This window comes from Blautia sp. Marseille-P2398, assembly GCF_964240315.1.
In the GTDB taxonomy this organism is placed as follows: Bacteria; Bacillota; Clostridia; order Lachnospirales; family Lachnospiraceae; genus Blautia_A; species Blautia_A wexlerae.
The window spans coordinates 273,482-298,089 of record NZ_CAXSTD010000002.1; the positions used below are offsets into that span (position 1 = coordinate 273,482).

The window sequence follows — 24,608 nt, forward strand, 5'->3', positions numbered from 1 at the left end:
GCTTATTACTTTTGCAGCCTTCACGTTACTGTTCACACACCACTATCCCGAGACATACAAGCCAAAATTCCATTGCCGCAGGCAATCTGGAATGAATTTTGGCTACGTTACTGTGAACGGAGTGAACAGTGTATATTCCGACCGATGAGCCGGAATTTGCAGATCACCATAGTCTTGTCATCGACCTTTTTGATTTTCAATTTTCTCATGGATATTGGTGTTATACAGTTTATAAAGACTCGTATCCTTTCAATCTGATTATCGAACGGAATTACCACATTACCACACTTTAACAGTCCCATACCAGACTGGCTGTTTGTTACGAATCTATAGCAATCCTCTGAAATAATGCATCTTAATCCAGCCCATCAGAGTGTGAAATCCTGCGTCAGATATCTTTGCCGTGCGTCAGCACGCCTGCAGATATCTTCCTTGTCTTTTGCACTCTGCTGAACTGTCTTAAATGCATTATTTACGAGGATTGCTATAAGCTGTGCATCTGATACTCCGATAGCTTCTGCAATCTTGGAGATGTCTGTGTTTGCCTGCTTAAGAAGTGCCACAAACTCACTGTTTTTACTCCTGATCAGCTCAGCATCCTTTAATATTGCCAGATGTCTGGATATGGACGCCCCCGTCACCGAAAAATGTTCACATATCTCTCCTGCTGAAAGCCGTCCGCCCTTTAACAAATTTAATAGAAACACATCCTGTCAGATCACTCAACTCCTTTAATCCTCTCAACAACAGTTCCATTCTTTTCCAAAATAATCCAGGTAAGCACTGGAACCATAGTACAAACCAGAAAACTGATTCCCACTGCAAATAAAAGTGGAAGTAATGGCACTGAAAAAGCAATCCCCCGATAATTCATTGATTCATAAAGAAGATACGTTACTCCCATTCCTACTGTTAGCGTAACAAGCCATGCGCCACCTGCATAGAGAACTCCTTCCCTGACCAGCATTCCAAGAAGCTGCTTCGGGGTCATCCCGATACTCTCCATAACCGAAAGCTCCGTCATCCGGCTCTGCACATTTACTACAAAGGTGTTCATGTAGTTCATGATTCCGATAAAAGCCAGAATCAACACAATCCCGATTCCCAGTTGCGGCATATTGCCCTGTGCTTTTTCAATCTCATCCGCATCTTCGATTTTGGATTCCCAGGAAAAGTCTTTTGCATTGTCACTTTCTTCTAATAACGACAGAATTTCTTGCTCTGTATCTCTATCATATTCCTTGTGATATTTTATGCTGGTCTTTAGTGTAATTGGATGATCGGCAAATGTTTTCACCACCTGATCACTGGCTATAATCGTCGGTGGGTATCCAAGGAGTGCTGTATAATAATTCTCGTCCGTAACTCCTTCTATGGTAAAAGATTTTGTCGTTTGTTGATCTTCATACAAAGCACATGTCACATTTTTTCCTATTATGTCAGCATCTGAAAGATCCAAACCATTTCGATAAACAATACATACTTTTCCCGAAAGGAAGTCCTCTTTCTTTATCGGATGCGTAAGACTGTTATTTAAATAATCAAATTCCTGTTCATCAATTCCAATCAGAGAGGATCCAAAATTCTCAGGATGATTCTGATACTCGTGCTTTTCCTTACTATATGGAATGCTCATCCACTTTGCATAAAATTCTTTCATCCACATCTCAGCAAAATCCGGTTCCCATGGAACTGTAATCTCGGCAAATATCATAGAATGTACTTCAGAGACTCCGGCATTTTCTTTGATTGACTTCACGAAAGAATCATCCAGAATGTCTCTTCTGTCTTCTGATTTTTCTTTACATGCCGTATCATTTTTAATGACCATGTCCGTATCCATATAATTTGACACTATGGTTCTTGCTGCCTGACTGTCCAGCATGGTCACAATACAAAGGTACACAGACAGACTGGCTGCCAAAGACAACAGTACCACCGCAGTTCTTTTCTTATCCTTTGTAAACTGCTCCATGGAAAGTCTTGCTATTACTTTCCCATTTCCTGCTTTTCTTTCTTTTACGGTTTTGTGGGTCGGACGATAACCAAGCGCTTCTATTGGAGAGATATCTGCTGCCATTTTTGTCGGTTTTTGGCTGGCCAGAAAGATGGTAACCCCAACCAGTAAGATGGTTGCCAGCAGGACTGCCGGATGAAAACGAACCATATCTGCTCCAACATAGCCACTTTTGATTCCAAGTGATTTTACAACAACAGGAATCAGGAAAAAGGATACCATCCCACCTGACAGACATCCAAGTACTGTCCCTGCAGATCCGATCAGAAGCATCTGTTCCTTCATCATCCTTTTTATCTGCTTTTCCGTCATTCCGACCGTCTGAAGCAGGCCATAATAACGAACTTTTCCAGCTACGGAAAGATACATAATATTATAAATAAGCAGATACGCACACAAACAGGTAACTGCAATCAAGCCAATAAGGCCTGCCAATATCTGAACCGATGCGCCAAGATCTTCCATGAAGAAAAGATTCTGCTGCTTTCCAAGATTCATACTTTCGATAAAAGCATTCTGCTCTGTTTTTGTCATTATTTTCTGCTTAAAATCCATAAAGTAACGACCGGAAGCTGCCTGCGAAAGCTTCCATCCCGATTGATCATAAAATTCTTTCGAGACATAAAACTGTTTCTTGGGTCCATATCCGTCCCAAATCCCACAGATTCGAAAAGTCCCTGTAAAGATTCCCTCATGTGTTCCATAAGACATAGCAAGGGTATCGCCTACATCAAGATCTTCGTAACCACATTCTTTTAAAGCGGATTTTGTTACCATTATCTCATCCAAAGCTATCGGATATCTTCCTTCCAGCTTTTCTCTGACCGGCTCCATCATCTGTGTCCAATATCCGTCATCTGCCCAGATCAGTCCCACATCAGGGGTGGAATCCTGATTTGTTTTTTCTACCCATCCACAGACTCCCACTGTACCTGTCAGAGCAATATTCGGATTGTTCTCACACATTTGCCTCTGTTCATCTGTCACTCCATACATAATTGCATCAAACTCAGCTCCTGACATACGGATATTTTGAATTTTCTGAAGCCTGAAATAAGAATCTCCAACTGTGAATATTGTGAATACCAAAAAGGAAGAAAGAAGAACCGCAAGGAACAAAGTAATGGTCTTTCTCCTGTTTACTTTTAAAGCATTCCTTGCCATCCTTTTAATCACTTTCTGATTCGGATTCTTAAGCATAGAAATCACTTCCTTTCCTGGTATCTCCTACAATCTTTCCGTCCTCAATATGTACGATACGATCTGCAAGCTGCGCAATGTCTCTGTCATGAGTGATCAGAATCAAGGTCTGACTGAACTGTCTTGCTGCCATTTTCAAAAGTCCAAGTACATCATGACTGGTAACCGAATCCAGATTTCCCGTTGGTTCATCAGCCAGAATAATGGCGGGCTTCGCCGCAAGCGCCCTGGCAATCGCAGCCCTCTGCTGCTGTCCACCGGATAATGTTCCAGGAAGAGCTTCCCTCTTCTCTGCCAGCCCTAAAAGTTCCAGTATCCCATCCACATACTCCACATCAACCTTTCTCCCATCCAGTTCCACCGGAAGAATAACATTCTCATATACATTAAGATCCGGGACAAGATTATAATTCTGAAAAATAAACCCGATCTTTCTTCTGCGGAATATGGCAAGCTGTTCTTTTTTCAGCCCCAGAAGGCACTTACCCTCTACCAACACTTCCCCTTCTGTTGGCACATCCAGTCCACCCAGCATATGCAAAAGTGTACTTTTCCCGGATCCGCTTTTTCCGATAATAGCAACGAATTCCTGATCTTTCACACGAAAATCTACGCCATCCAATGCCTTTACCGTATTTGCACCCATTTGATAGTATTTCTTTAAGTTCTTTGTCTCTACAATGTATTCTCTCATTGGCTTGCCTCCCTTTTGACATTTCATGATATCAGGGTCAAAAGACCTTTTTACCCTTTTCATAGAATATCTCACAAAAATCACAAACCTGTCTCAATTTTTAATTATCACAGAATTGTGACAAGCCCTGCCGATTATGTTACGGTTCATTCACTGGAAAATACAGGCGAAAACACGCCCCTTTTCCTATTTCAGACTGTACTTCTATATATCCCTTCTGAAGCTCCATGATTGTTCTCGCAAGATATAGTCCGATTCCAACTCCTGGTTTATCATGAACCTCTGGCTCACGGTAAAATCTTGTAAAGATTTCTGCCTGCCTTTCCGGTGCAATCCCTTTTCCAGTATCAGAAATACTGATTTTAAAAAATAATTCCTGTCTTTCTGCCTGAATACGGATTTTTCCACCAGACTCTGTATACTTGAGTGCATTGTCCAGAATATTATAAATTACTTCCTCCGTCCATTTGCTGTCATGACGGATCATCATATTTTCTTCGCAGTTCACATATAGATTAATCCCCTTCAACGCCGCCTCCGGAACCACATCGGCAACTGCATGGCGGATTGTTTCGTATAGATTTTGGTCTTCCTTATGTATTTGCAGAATTCCCGTTTCGAGCCTTGACATTTTTATCATGTTCTGCATTAAAAATTCAATTTTTTCCATCTGCCCTTTGATTTTTCCCAAAAACTCCTGACCGTTTTGCGAAAACTCCTCATCCTCAAGGAGTTCCAGGTATAGTTTTATATTGGCAATGGGTGTCCTTGTCTGATGGGAGATATCAGAAATCAATCCCTTTACTCTTTCTTTCTCACGAAAACCGTCTTCTTCTTTTTTCCGAAATACGTTCCCGGCTTTCGCTAATTGTGTTCCTGTTCTTCCCCAGAGGCTATCCTCCAATTCTTCTTCCATGTTCCATTCTTTTCCCGTTACGATAGCATCCAGAGCATCTTCCATCTTTTCAGCAAACAACTTCGCTTCTTTTTTTATCCGGTAATTTTTCCATAACAATACCAGTACTGCTGCAAATAAAATTATCATTATGATATACATCAGCCAATCCATTGATACCCCATCCCGTATACATTTGAAATATATCTGTGATTCTCATCTTCGATCTTTCCTCTCAGGCGATTTATGTTTACTGCCAATGCGTGTCTGTCCACAAACTGTCCTCCACTATCCCATAACCGTTCCAATAACAGATCATAAGTCAGGAGCTGCCCCCGGTTCATAAGGAATTGACAAAGCAGACGGTATTCTGTCGGTGTAACAGAACTTTCCTGACCTTTTACCATCACTCGTGCATTATCCAAATCTATATATAAATTCTCATCTGTAAAAATCCGATGGTTGGCCGACGCAGTTCTTTTTAAAATGACATCGATTTTTCTAAGTAAAATCTTCATCGAAAATGGTTTTGTAACGTAATCTTCTGCTCCGGATTCGTATCCTGCCAGAGCATCCTCCTCCATATCCCTGGCTGTCAGGTAAATGACCGGAACTTCTCTTTGCTTTTTTACCCACTGGCAAAAAGAGAATCCCTCGCCATCTGGAAGATTCACATCCAAAAGGATTAGATCTATCTGATTCTCAATAAAAGTCTGTTTTCCTTTCTCCATAAAAGTCACACCATAAACTCCATATCCTGACTTTTTCAAAGAATAACAGATTGCCTGATTCAAATCATAATCATCTTCTACAACTAATATATACTGCATATCCTATTTCCTCCGATACAAATTCTCACAAAGATATCCCTGTATAGTGATGATACTCTTCCATATTGTACCACAGACTTTTCCTGGGTATGGAAAAAAAAGAAAGAATCTCAATTTTGTGATTATCTGCCTCAAATTGAAAATCGGTTTGAACCGTTGGCTTTGATTGAACAACTCTTGGACGATAACCATCTGGTGTTCCGTTACAATGTAAAATTGATTTAGGGGGATATGTCAAGATATTTATATAAAAATCCAGAATATAAGCCCAGAATGGTTGAATTTTCAGCATTCTAGGCTTAAGTTGACCACATTGGGTACCCCAATGAATTGAAGCAGGGGACTTCCTTGTTTTGGTTAAATCCCATATTCCTTATATAACTGCTCTCGTTTCTCAGGATCTGTCGATGCCATCTGGATTTCTTCCATTCTCTGATCTTGAATCAGCCGGTTAATCAAATCTCCTAAACGAGCTTCTCCATAAAAATAATTGGCTTTTCCATCTTATATCTGATACAATAAAATTACTATCATAGAAAAAAGGTAATTCCAAACAAGTTCTACATCAAGAGGCGCAAAGCGCCGCATTTTCATAGACATATGTCAAGTACTTTTTGAAAAAAGGTAGTAAAAAATAAAAATGGAATTTCAGAAACCGAAGAATTCAAGGCTTAGAGATTCCGAGAGTCTATTGAATCAGAAGGGAGAATTCTTATGCCATTACCCAGAGAACAGGTTTATACAACAGATGATATCTATGCTCTTCCTGATGGAGAGCGGGCAGAGCTGATTGATGGACAGATTTATATGATGGGTACTCCATCACGCATTCATCAAAAACTGGTCGGTCAGCTATCCCGGATTATTGGTAATTATATTGAATCCAATCATGGTTCCTGTGAGATTTATCCTGCTCCTTTTGCAGTCTTTATTAAGAAAGATGATAAAAACTATGTTGAACCAGATATCAGTGTGATTTGTGATAAGAACAAGCTCTCAGACCGAGGATGTGAAGGCGCACCTGATTTCATTATTGAAATTGTATCACCTTCCAGCCGTAGAATGGACTACTATAAAAAATGTGCATTGTATGCAGAGTCTGGTGTCCGTGAATACTGGATCGTTGATCCGGAGAAGCAGCGTACAATGATTTATCGTTATGAAGATGATGCAGCCCCTATGATCGTACCATTTGAGCAAGACCTGGCAGTTGGAATCTACAATAATTTTATGATCAATGTTTCTAAGTTACTGTAAAAATAAAACCGCCTCTGCTGGTAACAGAGACGACTTTTAAGAATCTTTATAGTTGTAAATAACAGGTATCGCGATTTATAACCGCAATGCCTGTTATTTTTGCTTCTTTTTCTGATTCGGTGAAATACACACTAATTCATCTGGCATTTCTCTCTGAGAATGTCATAGATTTTCTTTGTTTCTGAGTCATCTGCGCCATTTACCACCAATATTTTTCCGCCTATATCCATAACTACATATGAGTGGCAGGATGCATGGGTGTAGCGGATATAATCTCCATAAATATCATTTCTGAAATTTCCCATACCATACTTCAGGTTTCCCATACCATTTGTTCTGCGATCATTCCCATTTTGAAATAAATTTTCTTTGTATGAGATACTGTCAATCTGCTCATAATCCACTGTATAATCACTCCATCCCTGTGCCTCAACAGTAAAATCATTATCATGGAAACTGATATCAATACCACCCCAGAACAAAGTCCATATAGTAAATATTATGACAAAAACTGATACGATTACATATATCACGATTGTCTTCTTGTTATACTGGATTTTTAATTTTTCTCCGGCTGCCATTTTTTTCTTATAAAAAAGATAAGAATAAAGAATGCTGACAATTGCAGCAGCCATAATGCTCACAATATACAAAACCAAAGCAGCAATGCTTTCTCCAAAAAGGCCGCAAAGCATACATAAGACACCTGATGCCACCCATAATTTTCCACTGAATCTATGAGTTGCACTCCAGTTTTCTTCATCCTGCAATGTCCATACAACCCTGATTCCTATGGTGTTATTCTGTTTCACCTTTGGCAAATAATTTCCTATGATCATAAACAGTAATCCTGTTCCAAAGTAAATTACTGCCATAAACAGATTCTCACTGTCCGCATCCATACTGATCAGTCTTGCCATACCATTATAGATTAACGCGGTAACAGGTATCATCCATATGACCATCCCTATAACCTTGCTGCTCTGCTGTCTGTTCCTGTTGTCATAAAAGATGATTGTCACCAGTATACAATCTGTCACTACAAAAAACACGTTTATCCATATGCTCTGCGCCATCGTAAAACCCACCAAAATTCCTGCAAGCATTACCAGTACAGAACAGATCAATGTACCTTTATATTTTTTAATCATTTCCTTCATAATCCGATACCCCCTTTAAGTCTGTGATCCACAACATAACATCCTCCAATACAGAAGTATTTAGTTCGTAATAAATAAATTTTCCTTCCCTTTTGCTCCTGATCAGATCAGCATCCTTTAATATTGCCAGATGTCTGGATATAGACGCCCCCGTCACTGAAAAATGTTCACATATCTCTCCTGCAGAAAGCCGTCCGCCCTTTAACAAATTTAGAATCTCACGTCGTATTGGATCTGCCAGTGCTTTCAATGTATCCTGTAATCCCAATAGTTCATCACAGCCTTTCATTTAACATTTAACCTAATTGTTAAATATAATATAGTATAAAGAATATCATATGTCAAGTGCACTCTCTTATTGCTTATTACTTATTACTTTTTGCAATTTTCGAAGAAGGGGACTTCATCCTGCCCGGAAGGCTTTTTATGTTATAGAAACATTACGGAGTAATTTCCTATAACATAAAAAATAAGCAGCCACACACGGTAAGGTGCATGACTGCTGTAGTTTTCAGACAAACTCAAAAGTCAAAAACAGAAATTTTCTATTCTGTATCACGGTGAATATTTTCTTACTCTTAACGGAATCCCATTCTGAGCAGCCAGGATTTTACTCTGCTCTACTTTTTCCTCGCCAATCACATCTACAACTGTGAAGCGTACATCATCAAGATACTGCTTGCAGTCTCTTGCAAATTTCAGCATGGCGTCAAAGGACTTCTCGCCGTATGCTGGACTGACTACTTCATTGTAGGAAGCTGCATCCGGCATATTCAGGCTGATGGATATACTGTCTACAGCTTGACAGATTTCTTCTGCAGTAGAACGTTTGTGGATCAGATCAGATAAGCCGTTGGTATTCAGCCTGATCCGGAATGGGTATCTTTCCCTGATATATTTGCTTACTGCTATAAGGTTCTCAAGAGCCATGGTCGGTTCTCCGTATCCGCAGAAAACCACTTCATTACAGTCTGAAAAATCAAACTCATCAATGGCTTTGTAAATCTCTTCCAATGCAGGTTCATGTTCAAACCAGAGATTGGATGCCTCACCGATGGCATCCTCTGTATTTCGGATGCAGAAAGTGCATCTGCATGGACATTTATTGGTGATGTTAAAATACACCTGGTTTTTATATCTGTATATGATATCTGTTGTCATTTTATATTCTCCTCAGTGTCAAGCGGATAAAATCATCCGCTTCACTACTTGATCCGGTTAAATTCAGTTGTTTCATTTTTCGTATTATTTCGCAATATTCGTCTTAAATCCGATTTTATCAAGTGCAGTACCGATGATCACAAACATAATGGCACTTCCACCTGACTGTACAATACTTCCGCTGACAGAGGTAAAGAAGGATACTGTAAATCCAAACATAATTCCTTCTGCAATATAGTATCCTGTTGCTGAGATGGCAAATGCAAGGAATAATGCAACTACATTTCTCTTTGTGACCAGCTTTGTTCCCTTAGAAGAAAATGGAAGACAGATCAGCATTTTGATAATTATGGTTGCAGGCGCCCATACAGGTGCTGTCAGAAGATCTGCCAGGCCACCTCCGATCGCTCCTGCCGCACATGCGTAAGGTAGTGGCAGAAATGCTGCTGCCAGATAGATCATCGTGTCACCCAGATGTACATATCCTCCGTTCACCCCTACCGGAATGTGGAAGATATAAGCTGTCATTAAAGTAGTCAATGCTGCCATTACCGCTGTGGCTGTGATCCTTTTCACTGTATCGGCTGTTTTGATGTTCTCTTTTGCTGTTAATTCAGACATAATATGATCCCTCCTGTTATATATTTTACTTAACTGTCCGACATTTGGTATCTATGATTTCCTGTCTTATATCTGTGTCAGTATCCCCAGATATTTTTCAAAGCAGACTCCGTCATTTCTGTCAGTTCCTTCTTCCACTGCATCGTGAATAGCTCCGCTCAGAAATTCAACAGCCTTCTCCACACATGCTTTCATGGGAATCCCTCTCACCATTCCCGCACTCAGTACAGATGCCAGAAGATCTCCTGTTCCGGAATAACTGCCGCCCTCTTTTACAGAAAAACACCAGTCTGCTTTTTCTTTCTCCAGAACCAGATTTCCCATTCGTGCTCTGCCGTCACTGCCGGACACCTCTACTCCTGTGATCACAATTGCTTCCAGCCCAAAACGCTGAGTCAGTTCTCTGCCGGATGTTTCTATTTCCTTAAGCAACTGTGTTTCTTCCATATCAGAAAACACTTTCACTCTTTCTTTCATTCCGTCTTCTCCATACAGAAGAAGAAGTGCCTCTGTCATGTTCGGCGTAATCACTGTAGCTTCTCTGACCAGAGTCCGCATTTTTTCACAGAGAGTCTCTGAATAGGTTTTGTATGTTTCCCCTCTGTCTCCCATAACCGGATCAACCAGGATATGTGTTCCCTCTGTGCAGAACATATCTACAAATTTCAGGATCAGATCCACCTGTCTGGCATCTCCCAGAAATCCTGTATAAACACCATCCGGTGTAAATCCCGTTTTTTTCCACTCATCCATGATCAATTCCATCCGGTCTGTATAATCATCCCAGAAATAAGATCCATATCCTGTCTGATTACTCAATATTGCGGTAGGCAGCGGACAAGCCTGGACTCCCATGGCAGAAATTACAGGAATCGCTGCTGTAAGAGAGCATTTCCCCAGACCGGACAGATCATGAATTACTGCAATTTTTTTCAATTTTTTATTCCTCTTGCTTTCTTTTATGCTTTGTATTAATATAGCATCACAGTGGATATATGAATATAGCCAGATTTAATGTTTTTTTAAGGGTCAGTTTATTTTTAACCCTATAGCAATTCAAGAATGCCATCAGCATGTTTGAAGGATCGGAGTTTTACATATGGAATTGATTTTAGATAAGAATAAAAAAAGGGAGCACCTGTATCTGGAGGTGTTCCACTATTACAGGGAGCTGATCATGGAGAAAAAGCTCCCGCCCGGAAGCAGGATGCCCTCTCTTCGAAAATGTTCGCAGGAACTAAAGCTGAGCCGCACCACCATTGAAAATGCCTATCTGCAGCTGGCTGCGGAGGGATATATTATTTCCAAAGCCCAGAGCGGATACTATGTGACAGATATAGCTGACAGACAACACACATCTGTCAGAAAAACAGAGAAACATGCTCAGACACCTTGCCGGTTTGATTTTGCATCTTCAGGAGTAGATCGGGAGAGTTTCCGTTTTGACCTTTGGAGACGTTATATCAAAAGCGCTCTTCGCCAGGATGAAAGATTACTGTCTTATGGAGAGCCTCAGGGTGAGGCTGACCTGAGAGATACACTTGCCGATTATGTGAGAGAACGTAGAAACGTGCTATGTAGTGGGGAGGATATTGTGATCGGTGCAGGTATCCAGAGCCTTTTGCACATCCTCTGCCCGCTCCTTGATCAACGTCGGACTGTTTCTTTTCCCAATTCTTCTTTTGTACAGGGAAGTACTGTGTTCCATGACTATGGATTTCAGGTAGATTACAGGAATAAGGACTGTGATATTATTTATGTTTCCCCTGCACATATGACAAAATGGGGTGATATTATGCCTGTTTCCAGACGCCTGGAACTGGTGAATTACTCTGCTGCACATGGCAGTCTGGTCATTGAGGATGATTTTGAAAATGAATTTGTGTATCTGCAGAAGCCTACCCCTTCTCTTTTTGGTCTGGCAGGCGGTCAGAATGTGGTGTATCTGGGAACCTTTTCCAGACTTCTGCTGCCCTCCATCCGTATCAGTTTTATGGTCCTGCCTCCGGAGCTGTCTGCACTGTACAGAAAAAAAGCAGACCAATATAATCAGACAGCATCAAAGGCAGAGCAGATTGCTCTGTGCCAGTTTATCCGGGATGGTCACCTGGCAGCACAGACCCGTAAGCTGAAACGTCTGTATTCTGTAAAGCTGAAAGCACTCCGCAGTGCTGTGCGGGAAGTATTTGGAAAAGATTCCCAGATCCAGACCGGAGCCGCAGGTACCAGCCTGGCCCTGACTCTGTCCACAACTCTTACCTGGCAGGAGCTTCAAAAAAAGGCACAGACCAATGGTCTGCGCCTGCAGCTTCTGAGAGAGGCTCCCGGTAAGATTACCCTGATTCTCTCCTGCTCCTCCATGCCTGTGGCAGATTTCGTCCCGGCATGCAAGCTGTTAAAGAATATCAGTCAGATACAGAATTAGTATCCTCTGTTATTATCAATCATATAAAGCAATGCATTACAGATACATGCGGCAACATTGCTTCCGCCCTTTCTTCCTCTGGCTACAATATAAGGTACGTCTGCCTGCATGATCAGTTCCTTGGACTGAACCACGTTTACAAAGCCTACCGGCACACCGATGATCAGCTCAGGATCCAGCTTGCCATCCTCAATCAGTTCATAGAGACGTACCAGCGCAGTGGGGGCATTTCCGATGGCAAAGATCAGCTTCTTTCCCATGGCAGCAGCCTTATCCATGCTGGCTGTAGCTCTTGTGGTTCCGTTGGCTTTGGCTGTGGCAGCTACGTCCTCGTCAGAGATAAAGCAGAATACTTCTCCGCCGTAACGGGAAAGGACTCTCTTGTTGATCCCGGACTCTGCCATGTGTGTATCTGTCACAATGCAGGCACCGTCTTTGATAGCAGCAATTGCTTTCTCAACTGCATTCTCAGAGAAACAGAGATTCTCTGCATAATCAAAGTCTGCGCTTGTGTGAATACATCTCTTTACGATCAGCTCTGTTCCGGGAACCAGCTTTTTATCTCCAAGTTCCTCTGTGATGATCTCAAAGCTGCGTTTCTCTATATCCATTGGTTTTACATTTTCCAGTTCTACTTTCATTCCTTATCTCCCAAATTCCATAAATTCCCGTATACAATAGTTACATCTATCACTCATTATAGCAATCCTCTAAAATAATGCATCTTAATCCAGCCCATCAGAGTGTGAAATTTTACGAGGATTGCTATAGTTTATCTGGATTTTCACCATATAGTTCCGGATCAGATTCCCTGCTCCAGAATGTCATAGATTTTCTTCATATCCAGATGCTTCCTCAGTTCTGCTGCCAGGATATCATACTGGGTTTCTTTAAATGCTGCAAAATCGATTCCTGTCATCTGAGATACATCGATTCCCTTTTTCTCACCCAGAACACGTATAACAGCCTCTGCCACATCTTCCCTGTCAAAAACTCCATGGACATAGGTTCCGCAGACATTTTTACGGTATGCACCGTCTTCCTTACACTCTCCTGACACCTGATCTTCAATGGATACACTGTGTCCGGCCTCGCCTTTTAACACAGTTTCTCCCATATGGATCTCGTAACCCTCCAGTTCTGCGCCGGAAAGTGCCTGAAGCTCTCCCTCGAGTTCCAGAAATCTGCCGGAAACTCTGGTTCTGGTTTTCTTTTCCGCAAAAACAGTATCCATAGGAAGCAGTCCCATTCCCTTGATGGTTCCTCCGGCTTCCACATGATGAGGGTCACTTAAGGTCTCACCCAGCATCTGATAACCGCCACAGATTCCAAAGATGATCTTACCCTTTGCAGCTTCCTTCAAAACTGCAGCTTCCAGACCATTAGCCCGCATCCACAGCAGATCTTCCATTGTATTTTTTGTTCCTGGAAGGATGATCATATCCGGATTTTTCAGTTCACTGACATGCTGTACATATCTCAAGGAAACTCCCGGGATACTTTCCAGTGGATTAAAATCTGTGAAATTGGAGATCCTTGGCACCCGGATCACTGCAATATCAATAAGATCCACTTCCTGTTTTCTGTCAAATCTTTCTGTGAGGCTGTCCTCATCCTCCACCTGAATATCCAGATACGGAGCCACTCCCACTACAGGGATATGGCTTCTCTCCTCCAGCATCTGCACTCCCGGATCAAGGATGGTCTTGTCGCCGCGGAATTTGTTGATAATCAGACCCTTTACCATCTCTCTTTCATCCGCTTCCAGAAGCTCCACTGTACCGATCAACTGTGCAAAAACACCACCTCTGTCAATATCTCCCACCAGAAGCACCGGTGCCTTTGCCATCTTTGCCATTCCCATATTTACGATATCTTCTGTTTTCAGATTGATCTCCGCCGGGCTTCCGGCCCCCTCGATCACAATGATATCATTTTCTGATGCCAGTTTATCATAGGCCTTCATAATGTCAGGCACCAGCTTTTTCTTATATTTAAAATAATCTCTGGCACTCATGGTTCCCAGGACTTCTCCGTTTACGATCACCTGGGAGCCTACATCATTGGTAGGCTTCAGAAGAATGGGGTTCATCAGCACAGAAGGCTTAATTCCGGCTGCTTCCGCCTGCATCACCTGAGCTCTGCCCATCTCCAGCCCCTCTTCTGTAATAAAAGAGTTCAGTGCCATATTCTGGGATTTAAAGGGTGCCACCCTGTATCCATCCTGTTTAAAAATCCTGCAAAGCCCTGCTGCCAGAAGGCTTTTTCCTGCATTGGACATTGTCCCCTGCACCATAATCGCTTTTGCCATTTTTTGTTTCCCCTTTTCTCCTGTATAAATACTTATGAAAGCACTTCTTCCAGTACCTCTATCAGCTTTTCATTCTGTTCATGCAGCTTCACTGCCACACGGTAATATCCTTTTTTCAGCCCCAGATAGTTACTGCAATCCCGGATCAGGATCCCCTTTGCAACACATCTTTCAAAGAGATCCTCAGGTCCGTAAAAGAATATATAATTTGCTTCAGAAGGATATACCGTCAGCCCAACCTGTCTCATCTTTTCCTTCATCCATGCAGATTCCCTGAAAATGATCTGCCGTCCTGCTTCCACATATTCTGATTCCTTCAGTGCTGCCATTCCTGCCTGCTGTGCCATGGTAGACACATTCCAGGGCTGGGTGACTGCCTCCATCCGGTCAAGTACTTTCCTGTCCGAACAGAATCCATAGCCCAGACGCACACCGGGGATCGCATATCTTTTGGTAAATGCCTTAAGAATAAAAAGTCCCGGATATTTTTCCAGTTTTCCCTTCAGCGTATATTTCTCCGGATCTTTTACAAAATCCAGGAAGCACTCATCTACTACCATAAATATTCCCTGCATGGCACAGGTTTCCAGGATTTCTTCCAGAAGGTCCTGAGGTATGGTAATCCCTGTAGGATTATTGGGATTACACAGGAAAATAATATCCGGCTTTTCTCTTTTCAGAACATCCGGATAATCTTTCTGTATACAGAAATCATTTTCCTCTTTCAGATAATATCTGCTGATCTCACAGCCAACACTGACCAGTGCCTGTTCATACTCCGCAAAGGTAGGAGCAGGAAGAAGGGCCTTCTTTGGATTCAATGCCCTGCTGAGGGAAAAAATAAGGTCTGCGGCTCCATTCCCGCAGATCAGATATTCTTTTTTTGTATATTCATAATCTGCGATTGCCTCTTTCAGAGGTCCGCATCCTACACGGGGATAATCACTCAGGTCCTCTACGCTGTCTATGATCGCCTGCTTTACACTCTGCGGTGTTCCCAACGGATTACAGTTTGCAGAGAAATCCAGACAGTGATCATATTTATAAACATCACCGCCATGTATATGTTTTGTCATCAGTTGTCTCCTGTCTTACTATACATGTTTTATATTAATTACTATTCGGCAATCCACGTTACCGGAATTATAAAAAGAAACAATATCGCACCGCGCTTCCGATCAGAATAAATATCACAGCCCCCAGGATCGCTGTTGCATAAAGCAGACGATTGGAACGTCTGATATCCTCCACCTCCACAGGGCGGATTCCATCTCCTATGGTTGGTTTCTCATAAAGCTTTCCGAAATAGTAAGCATTGCCTGCAAGCTGTACCTCCAGCGCACCTGCCATTGCTGCCTCTGTCTGTGCAGAGTTGGGGCTGGCGTGATTTCTTCTGTCTCTGCGGTAAATCTTCGCTGCATTTTTCACATCCATTTTTACAAATGCAGAGGCTGCCACCATCAGCCATCCTGAAAGTCTGGCTGGAATATAATTGGCCACATCATCCAGCTTTGCAGCGCAACGACCAAAATACAGATATTTATCATTCTTATAACCCAGCATGGAATCCATGGTATTGATTCCTTTGTAAAGAAACATCAGCCACACTCCGCCGATTGCCATATAGAACATCGGTGCTATGACACCGTCTGAAGCATTCTCTGCCACAGTCTCTACTGCCGCCTTTGTAACACCCTCCTCTGTCAATGACTGGGTATCACGGCCTACGATCATGGATACTGCATAACGGGCCTCATCCAAAGTTCCGTTTTTCAGTCTGTCATAGACTTTCATGCTCTCTGTTTTCAGAGATTTCGTTGCCAGAAGCTGATAACACCAGAAGGTTTCCAGTGCAAATCCCGCCCATACTGAGATTCCATAGAGAATGTGGAGGATCAGAAATGGGATTCCACCGCTTAACAGACAGACAAGGATCACTTCCACTATACCTGCAGCCAGTTCGCCCTTATCTGTTTTCGGAAAAATCTTCCGAAGTATTTTTTCCAGAAATGCGATCAGATTTCCGATCAGACACACCGGATGATACAGCCATCTGGGATCTCCTATCATAAGATCAAGTATGAAGCCTGCTGCAAGGGCAGGCATACTGTAATATAACATATTTTTAAAACTCCTTGTTATGATATTCCAGACATTTCATGAGAAAAGCCCTGGGAATCTGGGGATTTCCATAATAATAGATATGAGGATATCCTGCCAGCAGATTACTGCTGCTATGTATACAGTCCCAGCCTCTTTTACTTAAAGGCTTCGCCGCATGGAAGTCACTTCCACAGTTCTCAGAATCAAAATAGTGGAATTCATGGGCCGGAATCTCGCCGATCTCCTCTGCACTTCTGCCAAAAACAGGTTTCCTGGCGGTTAATGTGATATATCCAAATCTGGTCAGTCTGGGAGTACGGAAACATTTTCCGGGGATCACTCCGCAGGTTTTCCGGAACACTCCGCCCATATCCTCCATCTGCTCATGAAGATACATGAAGCCTCCGCATTCTGCCATACATGGCATGCCCTGTTTAACTGCCTGTGCAATCTCTTCTTTCATGGATGCATTGCGTTCCAGTGCCTCTCCATTTAATTCCGGATAACCGCCATAAAGAAGAATCCCATCCAGATCTGCAGGAAGATGTTCATCATGAATTGGCGAGAAATCAACCAGCTCTGCCCCCATTTCCTGAAGGAGACGGAAATTGTCTTCATAGAAGAAACAAAAGGCTTCATCCTTTGCCACTCCGATACGCAGCTTCTGTGGCAGACAATATCCATATGTCCTGTCTTTCTGTATCAGAGATTCCGGCACTTGCAGCTCCTCTGCATTTTTGGCAAGCCCAAGGATCCTGTCGATTTCCAGTGTATCTTCCAATATTCCGGCCAGCTTCTGCAAGCGTTCCCTCAGATCAGAAATCTCCTCAGGAAGCACAAGACCCAGATGACGGCTCTCGATCACACAGTCCTCTACCTTTGGCACATATCCAAGAACCTCCACCTCAAGCTGTTCTTCCACCAGCTTCTTCATTCTGGGATAAAGCATGGGAGACATCTGGTTAAAGATCACGCCTTTGATATGGCTTTTCTCTTTGTACTCCATAAAACCTTTGATATAAGCTGCCAGGGAAATACTCATTCCTCTGCTGTTTACCACAAGGATGACCGGAGTATCTGTGGTATCTGCCAGGTCATAGGCGCTTGCTTTCGTGGATATTCCACCCACGCCGTCATAATAGCCCATAACACCTTCCATCACTGCAATATCGCAGTCTGCTGCATTTTTTCCAAGCAGGTATCGGGTAGTCTCGGCATCTGTAAAAAAGGTGTCCAGATTACGGGATTTCGTCCCGATGACTCTGGAATGAAACATGGGATCTATATAATCCGGTCCGCATTTAAAAGATGCCACTTTCATTTTTCGATTGACCAGTGCCTGCAGAAGTCCGCAGGTGATCAGTGTTTTGCCACTGCCGCTGGCTCCTGCTGCAAGAAGTATTCTTGGAATATCCATCCCTGTTCTCCTCTGTTTCTGTCCTATATTTTTTCAACAATTTCAGGGCATTCCAATCTATTAACTGTTAATCTGTATTTCCTTAACTGTTAATTTGTAATCCCTGATATCTGCATCATTTGTTATTTCCCGGGATTCTGAAGTGTAATAATATAAATGGGATTCTCGCCCATCATCATATGATAACGTCCGATTGCCTTTGAACGTGCTGCACTTAGCTGTACGATCTCATTCTCTTCAAATCCAAACTCTTTCGCTGTTTCCAATGCTTCAGACACAGTTTCAAGAGTGATACAGTTGATCACGATCCGGACCTGAGGGTTCTTTTCAAGCAACAGCTTCACGATCTCTTTCAGATTTCCTGACGAGCCTCCGATAAAAGCATGGGTTGGTGCCGGAAGATCTTTCAGAGCCTCCGGTGCAAGTCCTTCCACAATCTCCAGATTATCCGCTGCAAATTTCACCTTATTCCGGTGGATCAGTTCAACTGCGTCTTCCTTTTTCTCAATTGCCCAGACCTGTCCCTGATGAGCACGAAGTGCCATCTCTATTGACAGTGAGCCTGTTCCTGCACCCACATCATAGCAGACAGAATCAGCAGTCAGCCGCAGTTTGGAAAGGGATACCGTACGCACCTCTTCCTTTGTCATGGGCGCTTTGCCTCTGATAAATTCCTCATCTCTGATCCCATGCGTCTCCAGACGTGTTCCTGCATTTTCATTTACTGCACAGATGACGGACAAAGGATCACCCTTATATTCTGTCAGTTCACTGGCTGGTTTTACAAAAATCTTCTCATTTTCATAAGACAGATTTTCTCCCACATAAAGGAGCACATCACCCATCCCGTATTTTACCAGCTTCTCTGCCAGAACTGCTACACCGTCTGAAGTTCCAAGTATGGAAAAGACTTTTTCTGCATAACAGATATGTGAGATAAGATTACAGCCTCTTCCATGTGCACTGACGATTTTGGCATCATCCCAGGACAATCCTATTTGGGACATAAAATATACAACTGAGGAAATCCCACACTGAATCTCTATCTCTGTATTATTTTGTGCTGAACTATCCCGTTCTTCCTCACTCTTCTCTGATCCGTTCTTTCTCTGTACTCTCAGATCCGCACTGTCCTGACACAGTACTTCCAGAAGCTTTCTGGCTCCGCTGTAGAAGCCCACATCTCCGGAAAGGACGATCACAATATTGTCATACTCCGGGTGTGCATCAATATAATCCCTGATCTCCTGGCTTCTGTATTCCACGAACACATCCTGTCCCGGACGTTTCACAGAATCCACCATCCTCCTGGCACCGATCAGAAGATCCGCCTGATCCAGGCTGTTCTTACCCTGGACAGTGAGAAGTTTTTGACTTCCCATTCCAATTCCCAGCAATGTAATATGCGGTCTGTGGGCTAAACCGAAATGCTCTGTAAGAAATCTCTTACATTCTCTCACAGACATGCCTTCCTCCTTCAGAGGACGCCCGATGATCACAGGAACTGCATCACATTCCAGGGCAGCATCGATCTTATCCTGAAATCCCCCTGCTTTTCCTGTATCCTTTGTGACCAGATATCTGCAGTCATACTGTCTGAGCATTGCAGCATTCAGCTCTCTGGAAAAAGGCCCCTGCATTCCTATCAGATGTTTCCCCTCAAATCCCAGCTCTGCACAGGCTTTCATCACATTGGGCAGAGAAAGGACTCTTGCATAAAGACGGTTCTGATAATCCTTCATGCCTGTGAAGCCGGCCAGTTCCTTGCTTCCTGTTGTCAGCAGTACACTTCCCTGTGTCTGATCCAGATAATCTGCTGCAGCCTGAACACTGTCCACATATACTGCCCTGTCCTCATGTTCCCCTGCTTCTCTCAGCACCCTGTAATATGCTGTCTGCGTATTTTCACAGGCTGTCCTGATATTTACAGTCACCTCAGCAGCATAAGGATGGGTGGCATCCAGCACCATTTCCGGTTTCTCCTGTAAAAAGACCTCTTCCATGTCCGCTGCATCCAGTCTTCCGGTCTGAACAGTGAGAAATTCATTTTCTGTAAGAGATTTGCTGCCATATTCTGTGGCAACAAATCCCTTTGTCTCTATCTTATGATCTGCCAGAAACCGGCAGATTTCGTATCCTTCTGTTGTTCCCGCAAAAACAAGAACTTTATACATTCCTATATCCCCTCGGTGTTACCATCTTATTGTTGATTTCCTTTGTCTGAGAATTACCGATAAATACTGTGGTAAACATATCCACCTGTGTATCTCTCAGTTCCTTTAATGTCATTACATGAGCTTCTTCGCCTTCTCTTGCAATATTGGAAACTGTTCCGCAGATGGTATCCGGTGATTTGTATTTCATCATCAGATCACAGGCTTTCTGCAGATAATCATGACGTTTTTTACTTGACGGATTGTAAAGACATACAACAAAATCTGCCTGGGCTGCTGCCAGAAGTCTTGCCTCTATCTTTTCCCATGGTGTGAGAAGGTCGCTTAAGCTGATCAGACAGAAGTCATGGATCAGAGGTGCACCCAGAACAGCAGCTCCACCTGTTGCAGCTGTCACACCCGGGATGATCTCCAGTTCTGTTTCCGGATAATTGACACCAACCTCATACATCAGACCTGCCATACCATAAACTCCGGCATCACCGCTGCAGATCATGGAAACAGTTTTGCCTTTCTTTGCCTCTTCAAAAGCAAGTACACAACGGTCCACTTCCTTTTTCATTGGTGTAGTCATAAATTCTTTTCCCGGAAAATATTCCTTCACCAGGTCTACATATACGGTATATCCGATGATCGCATCACTTTCATTCATGGCGCGGATCGCTTTTCCTGTCATCTGGTCATAAGCTCCCGGTCCGATTCCGATTACATATATTTTACTCAAAATGTATCCTCCATTCCCTGGCAGCCACTGCTGTGGTCACACCATTTTCTCCTGTTTTTCTCTGCAGCAGTCTGCCATTTCCACTGGCAAGGACTGCACTTCTCTCACAGACATTGTCCACACCTGTGATCTTTTTTACAAAAGGTGAGGGAGTAAATTCTCCAGGCACCTGTTTTAATTCTTCTTCTGTATAAGTCACAAAAGGAATCTGCCAGTCCTGTGACAATGACAGGATTCCCTTTTCTTCTTTCTTCAGATCGATGCTTGCGATCTGCTCAAATGCTTCTTTATGAAATCCGGATCTGTCCAGCACCTTCTGCGCTGCCTCTGCGATTCCACGGGCATCCTTGTCTTTCCTGCAGCCCATACCCAGAGTCAGACATTTCGGAACTACCTGTGTGGTAGAAATAAAAGGATTACAGGAAGTATGTACAGTAACTGCAACTCCGCAGTCTATATTCGTACAATCTGTCCCTGTTCCATCAAAATCAGAGCTTTTCTGTGTTTCCTCTTCTGATCTGTCATCCATACTGCTGACAGAATTCCCATATTCGTCACACCGGATCAGCCCCTCCGGCAGTTCACCGTCCGTTGGAAACTCACTGTAAAATCCAACTTTCTTTCCTGCCAGAAGTGTAGCAGAGACTTCCTTTGCTGCTTTCATGTTAAAGATATTGCAATTGTTTTTCTTTGCAAAAACATCTACTGCAAAACGGTGATGCAGGTCTGTGGCTGTTGTGACCACTGGTATTGCTTCCAAAATTTCTGCTGTTTTTAGCGCCAGTTCATTGGCACCGCCCAGATGTCCTGACAGAAGGGAAATGACAAACTTTCCACACTCATCTACGACCAGCACCGCAGGGTCTGACTTCTTTGACGCTACATAAGGCGCAATGCTGCGGACGGCAATTCCGGTGGCACCGATAAAGATCAGTGCATCTGAATCAGAAAATTTCTCTCCTGCCCATGCAGAGGTACTGATCTGAATAGAATCCAGAAGATATTTACTTTTTTTATCCAGTTCTGCTGTCATACCGGCAGCTTCCAGACCCCGGCATAATCTCTCCCCGGTCTGCTGACCGGTAAGGCTGAAGCATATAAGTGCAACCTTCACTGTTATATTCCTTCTCTTTCTCCTGTTTACAGTAATCTCATAAACGATAGCAATTCCTTAAGGTTACCAGATTCTATGAGTGATGTGTTTTTGATTTCACAGCCTCACGAAATTCTGTAGTAAACTCCGGATCATACAGCTTGGAGCGGTCATAGTGTGCTGCTGCAACTGTATCTCCGATGATCATCAGAGCAGTTTTTGTAATATTATTTTCTGCAGCCGTTTTTGCCAGTGTTCCCACTGTGCAGACGAAGGTCTTCTGTTCCGGCCAGGTTGCCTTATATACAATGGCTGCTGGTGTATCTGCTGTATAACCGCCTTCAATAAGACGTCTGCTCAGCTCTTCCAGCATTCCTGTACTTAAGAATACAACCATAGTTGCCTGATGAGCCGCAAATGACTGAATGCTTTCCTTGGACGGAACCGGAGTTCTGCCTTCCATTCGTGTAATGATCACACTCTGAGAAATATCCGGCAGAGTATATTCCAGATTCAGGGCACTTGCAGCACCGCAGAATGCACTGACACCCGGACAGTAATCATAAGTGATATTTTTCTCATCCAGAATATCCATCTGTTCACGGATCGCACCGTAAATACATGGATCTCCGGTATGAAGGCGGACAGTTGTCTTTCCCTCTGCTTCCGCCTTCTCGATCACATGGATCACTTCCTCCAGTGTCATTTTTGCACTGTTGTAGATGGTGCAGATGTCCTTTGTATATTCCAGAAGCTTTGGATTTACCAGTGATCCTGCATAGATCACCACATCTGCTTCCTCCAGATACTGTTTTCCTCTTACTGTGATAAGATCCGGTGCTCCCGGACCTGCTCCTACGAAATGTACCATAATCTATCATTCTCCTTATTATAAATTTATTTCAACTGTTCAATACTTTCACAGTTGTGAGTCAAAATCCATTCAAGCGGATATTCGCAATCCGCTTCGCTACTTGCTCATAACCGAATAACTGCTCCGCAGTTTATCAGAAGGAGCTTGCACTCCTCCTGATACAAGCAAGTCCCCACCCACTGCTTATTGCTTTTCGCAATTGAAGCAGGGGACTTACTTGATTCGGTTAAAATCGCCTTTGCGATAGGATCTTTACTGTGCCTCATCATTCTGTGCATTGATCAGCTTTATCAGCTTCTCTGCATCTGCAGTCTGCCCCAGATACCCATAAGTATTATTAAAAATCACTGCCCCCAGAAGGATCTGCTCATAGGATCTGTGATTTAAATAAAACTGGATCCTGTCCAAGATCTCTTTCATGGTCTTCTGAAGTATCTGATATTTTTCCAGAATGTCTATTGCTTCATCTGTAGTAGATGCATTCAGGATTTCCTTTGCACACTCCAACGATGCTCCTGCCCGGATCGCATTGGATGCCAGCACTTCCATCCTGGCATCTGCACTGTGGGAATGGGTATTCATGATTCCTGCTGCAACTTTTACAAACTTTCCGATATGAGCAATGAAAAGGATTCCCTTAACTCCCATATCAATTGCCATGTCAATGGTCTCACCTACATAATTGCTGCATTTAATATTTTTTTCATAAGGGAGATCCATATGCTCCCGCAGATAATCTGCCCCGTAATTTCCCGGTGTTACCAGAAGATATTCTTCTCCCTGGGAAAAATGCTGCTTCATCTCTACATTGATACTCTGTACAAGAGCAGCTTCGCTCATAGGTTCTACAATCCCGGAAGTTCCCAGAATTGAAATTCCTCCCACAATTCCCAGACGGGGATTAAAGGTTTTCTTTGCAATTTCCACACCTTCAGGAACGGAGATGATGATTTTCAGACCACCCTCATAATCATATTTCTCAGCGATTTCTGTGGCTTCACGCAAAATCATGGCCTTTGGCACAGGATTAATAGCTGCTTCCCCGATTTTCTGGGAAAGTCCGGCTTTTGTTACCCTTCCCACACCAACACCTCCGTCGAGGATGATTCCCGGTTCTTTTGTTTTCTGCACCGTGGCATAAACCAGTATTCCGTTTGTAGTATCCGGATCATCTCCTGCATCCTTCTGAATTGCACAGGTCACCTGATTTCCTTCAATCCGGATGTCTTTCAGTTCCAGTGTAAGCAGGATTCCCTTAGGAGTCATCAAGGTGACAGCCTTATGCATGACACCACCCAGCAGGATCTCTGCAGCACCCTTACATGCAGCTGCTGCGCAGGAGCCTGTTGTATAGCCAAACCTCATTTTTTTATTGCCACGTATCACGTAGTAATCTTCCAGTCCGTTTTTCATGATATCTCCTTTGCTGCATTGTTGTCACATCCTGTCTGCAGATTACTATAATGTCATTTATATAACATCTACATAAAAAGGAGGGATTTCTGTGTGCAACAAAATCCCTCCTGAAAGCTCTTTTCCCGAAATATCCTCTGGTTGCCGCAGATCATATTTCTTATATACAATGAAAAGCAGACAGTATCTGGCTGTTACAGTAACGGACTTGCGCAGGAATTTCACCTGACTTCCTGTAA

General features: G+C 43.0%; 21 protein-coding genes and 1 pseudogene. 2 read left to right on the forward strand and 20 right to left on the reverse strand.

The window, feature by feature from the left end; all coding sequences use genetic code 11:
* Nucleotides 1-584: 584 nt before the first annotated feature.
* The 5 genes and pseudogenes from ACESZG_RS03935 to ACESZG_RS03955 all read right to left on the reverse strand — a co-directional run.
* A pseudogene (locus ACESZG_RS03935) lies at nt 585-707 on the reverse strand (ArsR family transcriptional regulator); the annotation flags it as partial.
* Nucleotides 708-718: 11 nt separating this feature from the next.
* Nucleotides 719-3,217 carry an ABC transporter permease gene (locus ACESZG_RS03940; RefSeq protein WP_008704771.1) on the reverse strand — a complete coding sequence of 833 codons (2,499 nt, stop codon included), beginning with the start codon at nt 3,215-3,217 and terminating at the stop codon, nt 719-721.
* Complete coding sequence (locus ACESZG_RS03945) at nt 3,210-3,911, reverse strand: ABC transporter ATP-binding protein (protein WP_173745136.1); 702 nt, start codon at nt 3,909-3,911, stop codon at nt 3,210-3,212. The genes ACESZG_RS03940 and ACESZG_RS03945 overlap by 8 nt, the downstream gene beginning before the upstream one ends.
* Nucleotides 3,912-4,050: 139 nt before the next feature.
* Nucleotides 4,051-4,980 carry a sensor histidine kinase gene (locus ACESZG_RS03950; protein ID WP_373217611.1) on the reverse strand — a complete coding sequence of 310 codons (930 nt, stop codon included), beginning with the start codon at nt 4,978-4,980 and terminating at the stop codon, nt 4,051-4,053.
* A complete protein-coding gene (locus ACESZG_RS03955) occupies nt 4,968-5,636 on the reverse strand; it encodes a response regulator transcription factor (protein WP_008704787.1) in 669 nt (222 codons plus the stop codon). Before ACESZG_RS03955 ends, ACESZG_RS03950 begins: the two co-directional genes overlap by 13 nt.
* A gap of 714 nt (nt 5,637-6,350) precedes the next feature.
* On the opposite strand from ACESZG_RS03955, the gene ACESZG_RS03960 reads away from it, so the two are divergent.
* A complete protein-coding gene (locus tag ACESZG_RS03960) occupies nt 6,351-6,893 on the forward strand; it encodes a Uma2 family endonuclease (protein WP_128868207.1) in 543 nt (180 codons plus the stop codon).
* 131 nt (nt 6,894-7,024) lie between these two features.
* On the opposite strand, the gene ACESZG_RS03965 is transcribed toward ACESZG_RS03960, so the two are convergent.
* The 5 genes from ACESZG_RS03965 to ACESZG_RS03985 form a co-directional block, all read right to left on the reverse strand.
* The gene (locus tag ACESZG_RS03965) at nt 7,025-8,053 is read right to left on the reverse strand and encodes an SdpI family protein (protein WP_373217614.1); all 1,029 of its coding nucleotides are present in this window, start codon (nt 8,051-8,053) and stop codon (nt 7,025-7,027) included.
* Nucleotides 8,037-8,342, reverse strand: a complete 306-nt coding sequence (locus ACESZG_RS03970; protein WP_196801867.1) for an autorepressor SdpR family transcription factor — start codon at nt 8,340-8,342, stop codon at nt 8,037-8,039. The genes ACESZG_RS03965 and ACESZG_RS03970 overlap by 17 nt, the downstream gene beginning before the upstream one ends.
* A gap of 266 nt (nt 8,343-8,608) precedes the next feature.
* Nucleotides 8,609-9,214, reverse strand: a complete 606-nt coding sequence (locus ACESZG_RS03975) for a TIGR04100 family radical SAM protein (RefSeq protein ID WP_118613217.1) — start codon at nt 9,212-9,214, stop codon at nt 8,609-8,611.
* A gap of 84 nt (nt 9,215-9,298) precedes the next feature.
* Nucleotides 9,299-9,835, reverse strand: coding sequence for a TIGR04002 family protein (locus tag ACESZG_RS03980; protein WP_118613215.1), 537 nt, complete (start codon nt 9,833-9,835; stop codon nt 9,299-9,301).
* A 66-nt stretch (nt 9,836-9,901) separates the two neighbouring features.
* Nucleotides 9,902-10,771, reverse strand: a complete 870-nt coding sequence (locus ACESZG_RS03985; RefSeq protein WP_118613213.1) for a pyridoxamine kinase — start codon at nt 10,769-10,771, stop codon at nt 9,902-9,904.
* A gap of 163 nt (nt 10,772-10,934) precedes the next feature.
* Here ACESZG_RS03985 and ACESZG_RS03990 point away from each other — a divergent pair, with 163 nt between their 5' ends.
* Complete coding sequence (locus ACESZG_RS03990; protein WP_055060046.1) at nt 10,935-12,260, forward strand: PLP-dependent aminotransferase family protein; 1,326 nt, start codon at nt 10,935-10,937, stop codon at nt 12,258-12,260.
* Here ACESZG_RS03990 and ACESZG_RS03995 read toward each other — a convergent pair.
* From ACESZG_RS03995 to cbiD, 10 genes are all read right to left on the reverse strand, one after another.
* The gene (locus ACESZG_RS03995) at nt 12,257-12,901 is read right to left on the reverse strand and encodes a precorrin-8X methylmutase (RefSeq protein ID WP_008704797.1); all 645 of its coding nucleotides are present in this window, start codon (nt 12,899-12,901) and stop codon (nt 12,257-12,259) included. The two genes, ACESZG_RS03990 and ACESZG_RS03995, sit on opposite strands and share 4 nt — an antisense overlap.
* 161 nt (nt 12,902-13,062) lie before the next feature.
* Entirely contained in the window at nt 13,063-14,571 is a 1,509-nt protein-coding gene (locus tag ACESZG_RS04000) for a cobyric acid synthase (protein WP_055053407.1), read from the reverse strand.
* A 32-nt stretch (nt 14,572-14,603) separates the two neighbouring features.
* Complete coding sequence (locus ACESZG_RS04005; protein ID WP_055053406.1) at nt 14,604-15,647, reverse strand: histidinol-phosphate transaminase; 1,044 nt, start codon at nt 15,645-15,647, stop codon at nt 14,604-14,606.
* 67 nt (nt 15,648-15,714) lie between these two features.
* Nucleotides 15,715-16,692, reverse strand: coding sequence for an adenosylcobinamide-phosphate synthase CbiB (gene cbiB / locus ACESZG_RS04010; RefSeq protein ID WP_055053405.1), 978 nt, complete (start codon nt 16,690-16,692; stop codon nt 15,715-15,717).
* A 4-nt stretch (nt 16,693-16,696) separates the two neighbouring features.
* A complete protein-coding gene (locus ACESZG_RS04015; RefSeq protein WP_055053404.1) occupies nt 16,697-18,091 on the reverse strand; it encodes a cobyrinate a,c-diamide synthase in 1,395 nt (464 codons plus the stop codon).
* Between the two features lie 122 nt (nt 18,092-18,213).
* Nucleotides 18,214-20,265 carry a precorrin-6A reductase gene (gene cobK / locus ACESZG_RS04020; protein ID WP_055060047.1) on the reverse strand — a complete coding sequence of 684 codons (2,052 nt, stop codon included), beginning with the start codon at nt 20,263-20,265 and terminating at the stop codon, nt 18,214-18,216.
* Nucleotides 20,258-20,989 carry a precorrin-3B C(17)-methyltransferase gene (gene cobJ / locus ACESZG_RS04025; RefSeq protein ID WP_008704807.1) on the reverse strand — a complete coding sequence of 244 codons (732 nt, stop codon included), beginning with the start codon at nt 20,987-20,989 and terminating at the stop codon, nt 20,258-20,260. The genes cobK and cobJ overlap by 8 nt, the downstream gene beginning before the upstream one ends.
* Nucleotides 20,982-22,103, reverse strand: a complete 1,122-nt coding sequence (locus ACESZG_RS04030) for a cobalt-precorrin 5A hydrolase (protein ID WP_055057525.1) — start codon at nt 22,101-22,103, stop codon at nt 20,982-20,984. The genes cobJ and ACESZG_RS04030 overlap by 8 nt, the downstream gene beginning before the upstream one ends.
* 73 nt (nt 22,104-22,176) lie before the next feature.
* Complete coding sequence (cobM, locus tag ACESZG_RS04035) at nt 22,177-22,953, reverse strand: precorrin-4 C(11)-methyltransferase (protein ID WP_008704809.1); 777 nt, start codon at nt 22,951-22,953, stop codon at nt 22,177-22,179.
* Nucleotides 22,954-23,208: 255 nt separating this feature from the next.
* Nucleotides 23,209-24,369 carry a cobalt-precorrin-5B (C(1))-methyltransferase CbiD gene (gene cbiD, locus ACESZG_RS04040; RefSeq protein WP_055057526.1) on the reverse strand — a complete coding sequence of 387 codons (1,161 nt, stop codon included), beginning with the start codon at nt 24,367-24,369 and terminating at the stop codon, nt 23,209-23,211.
* Nucleotides 24,370-24,608: the final 239 nt, after the last annotated feature.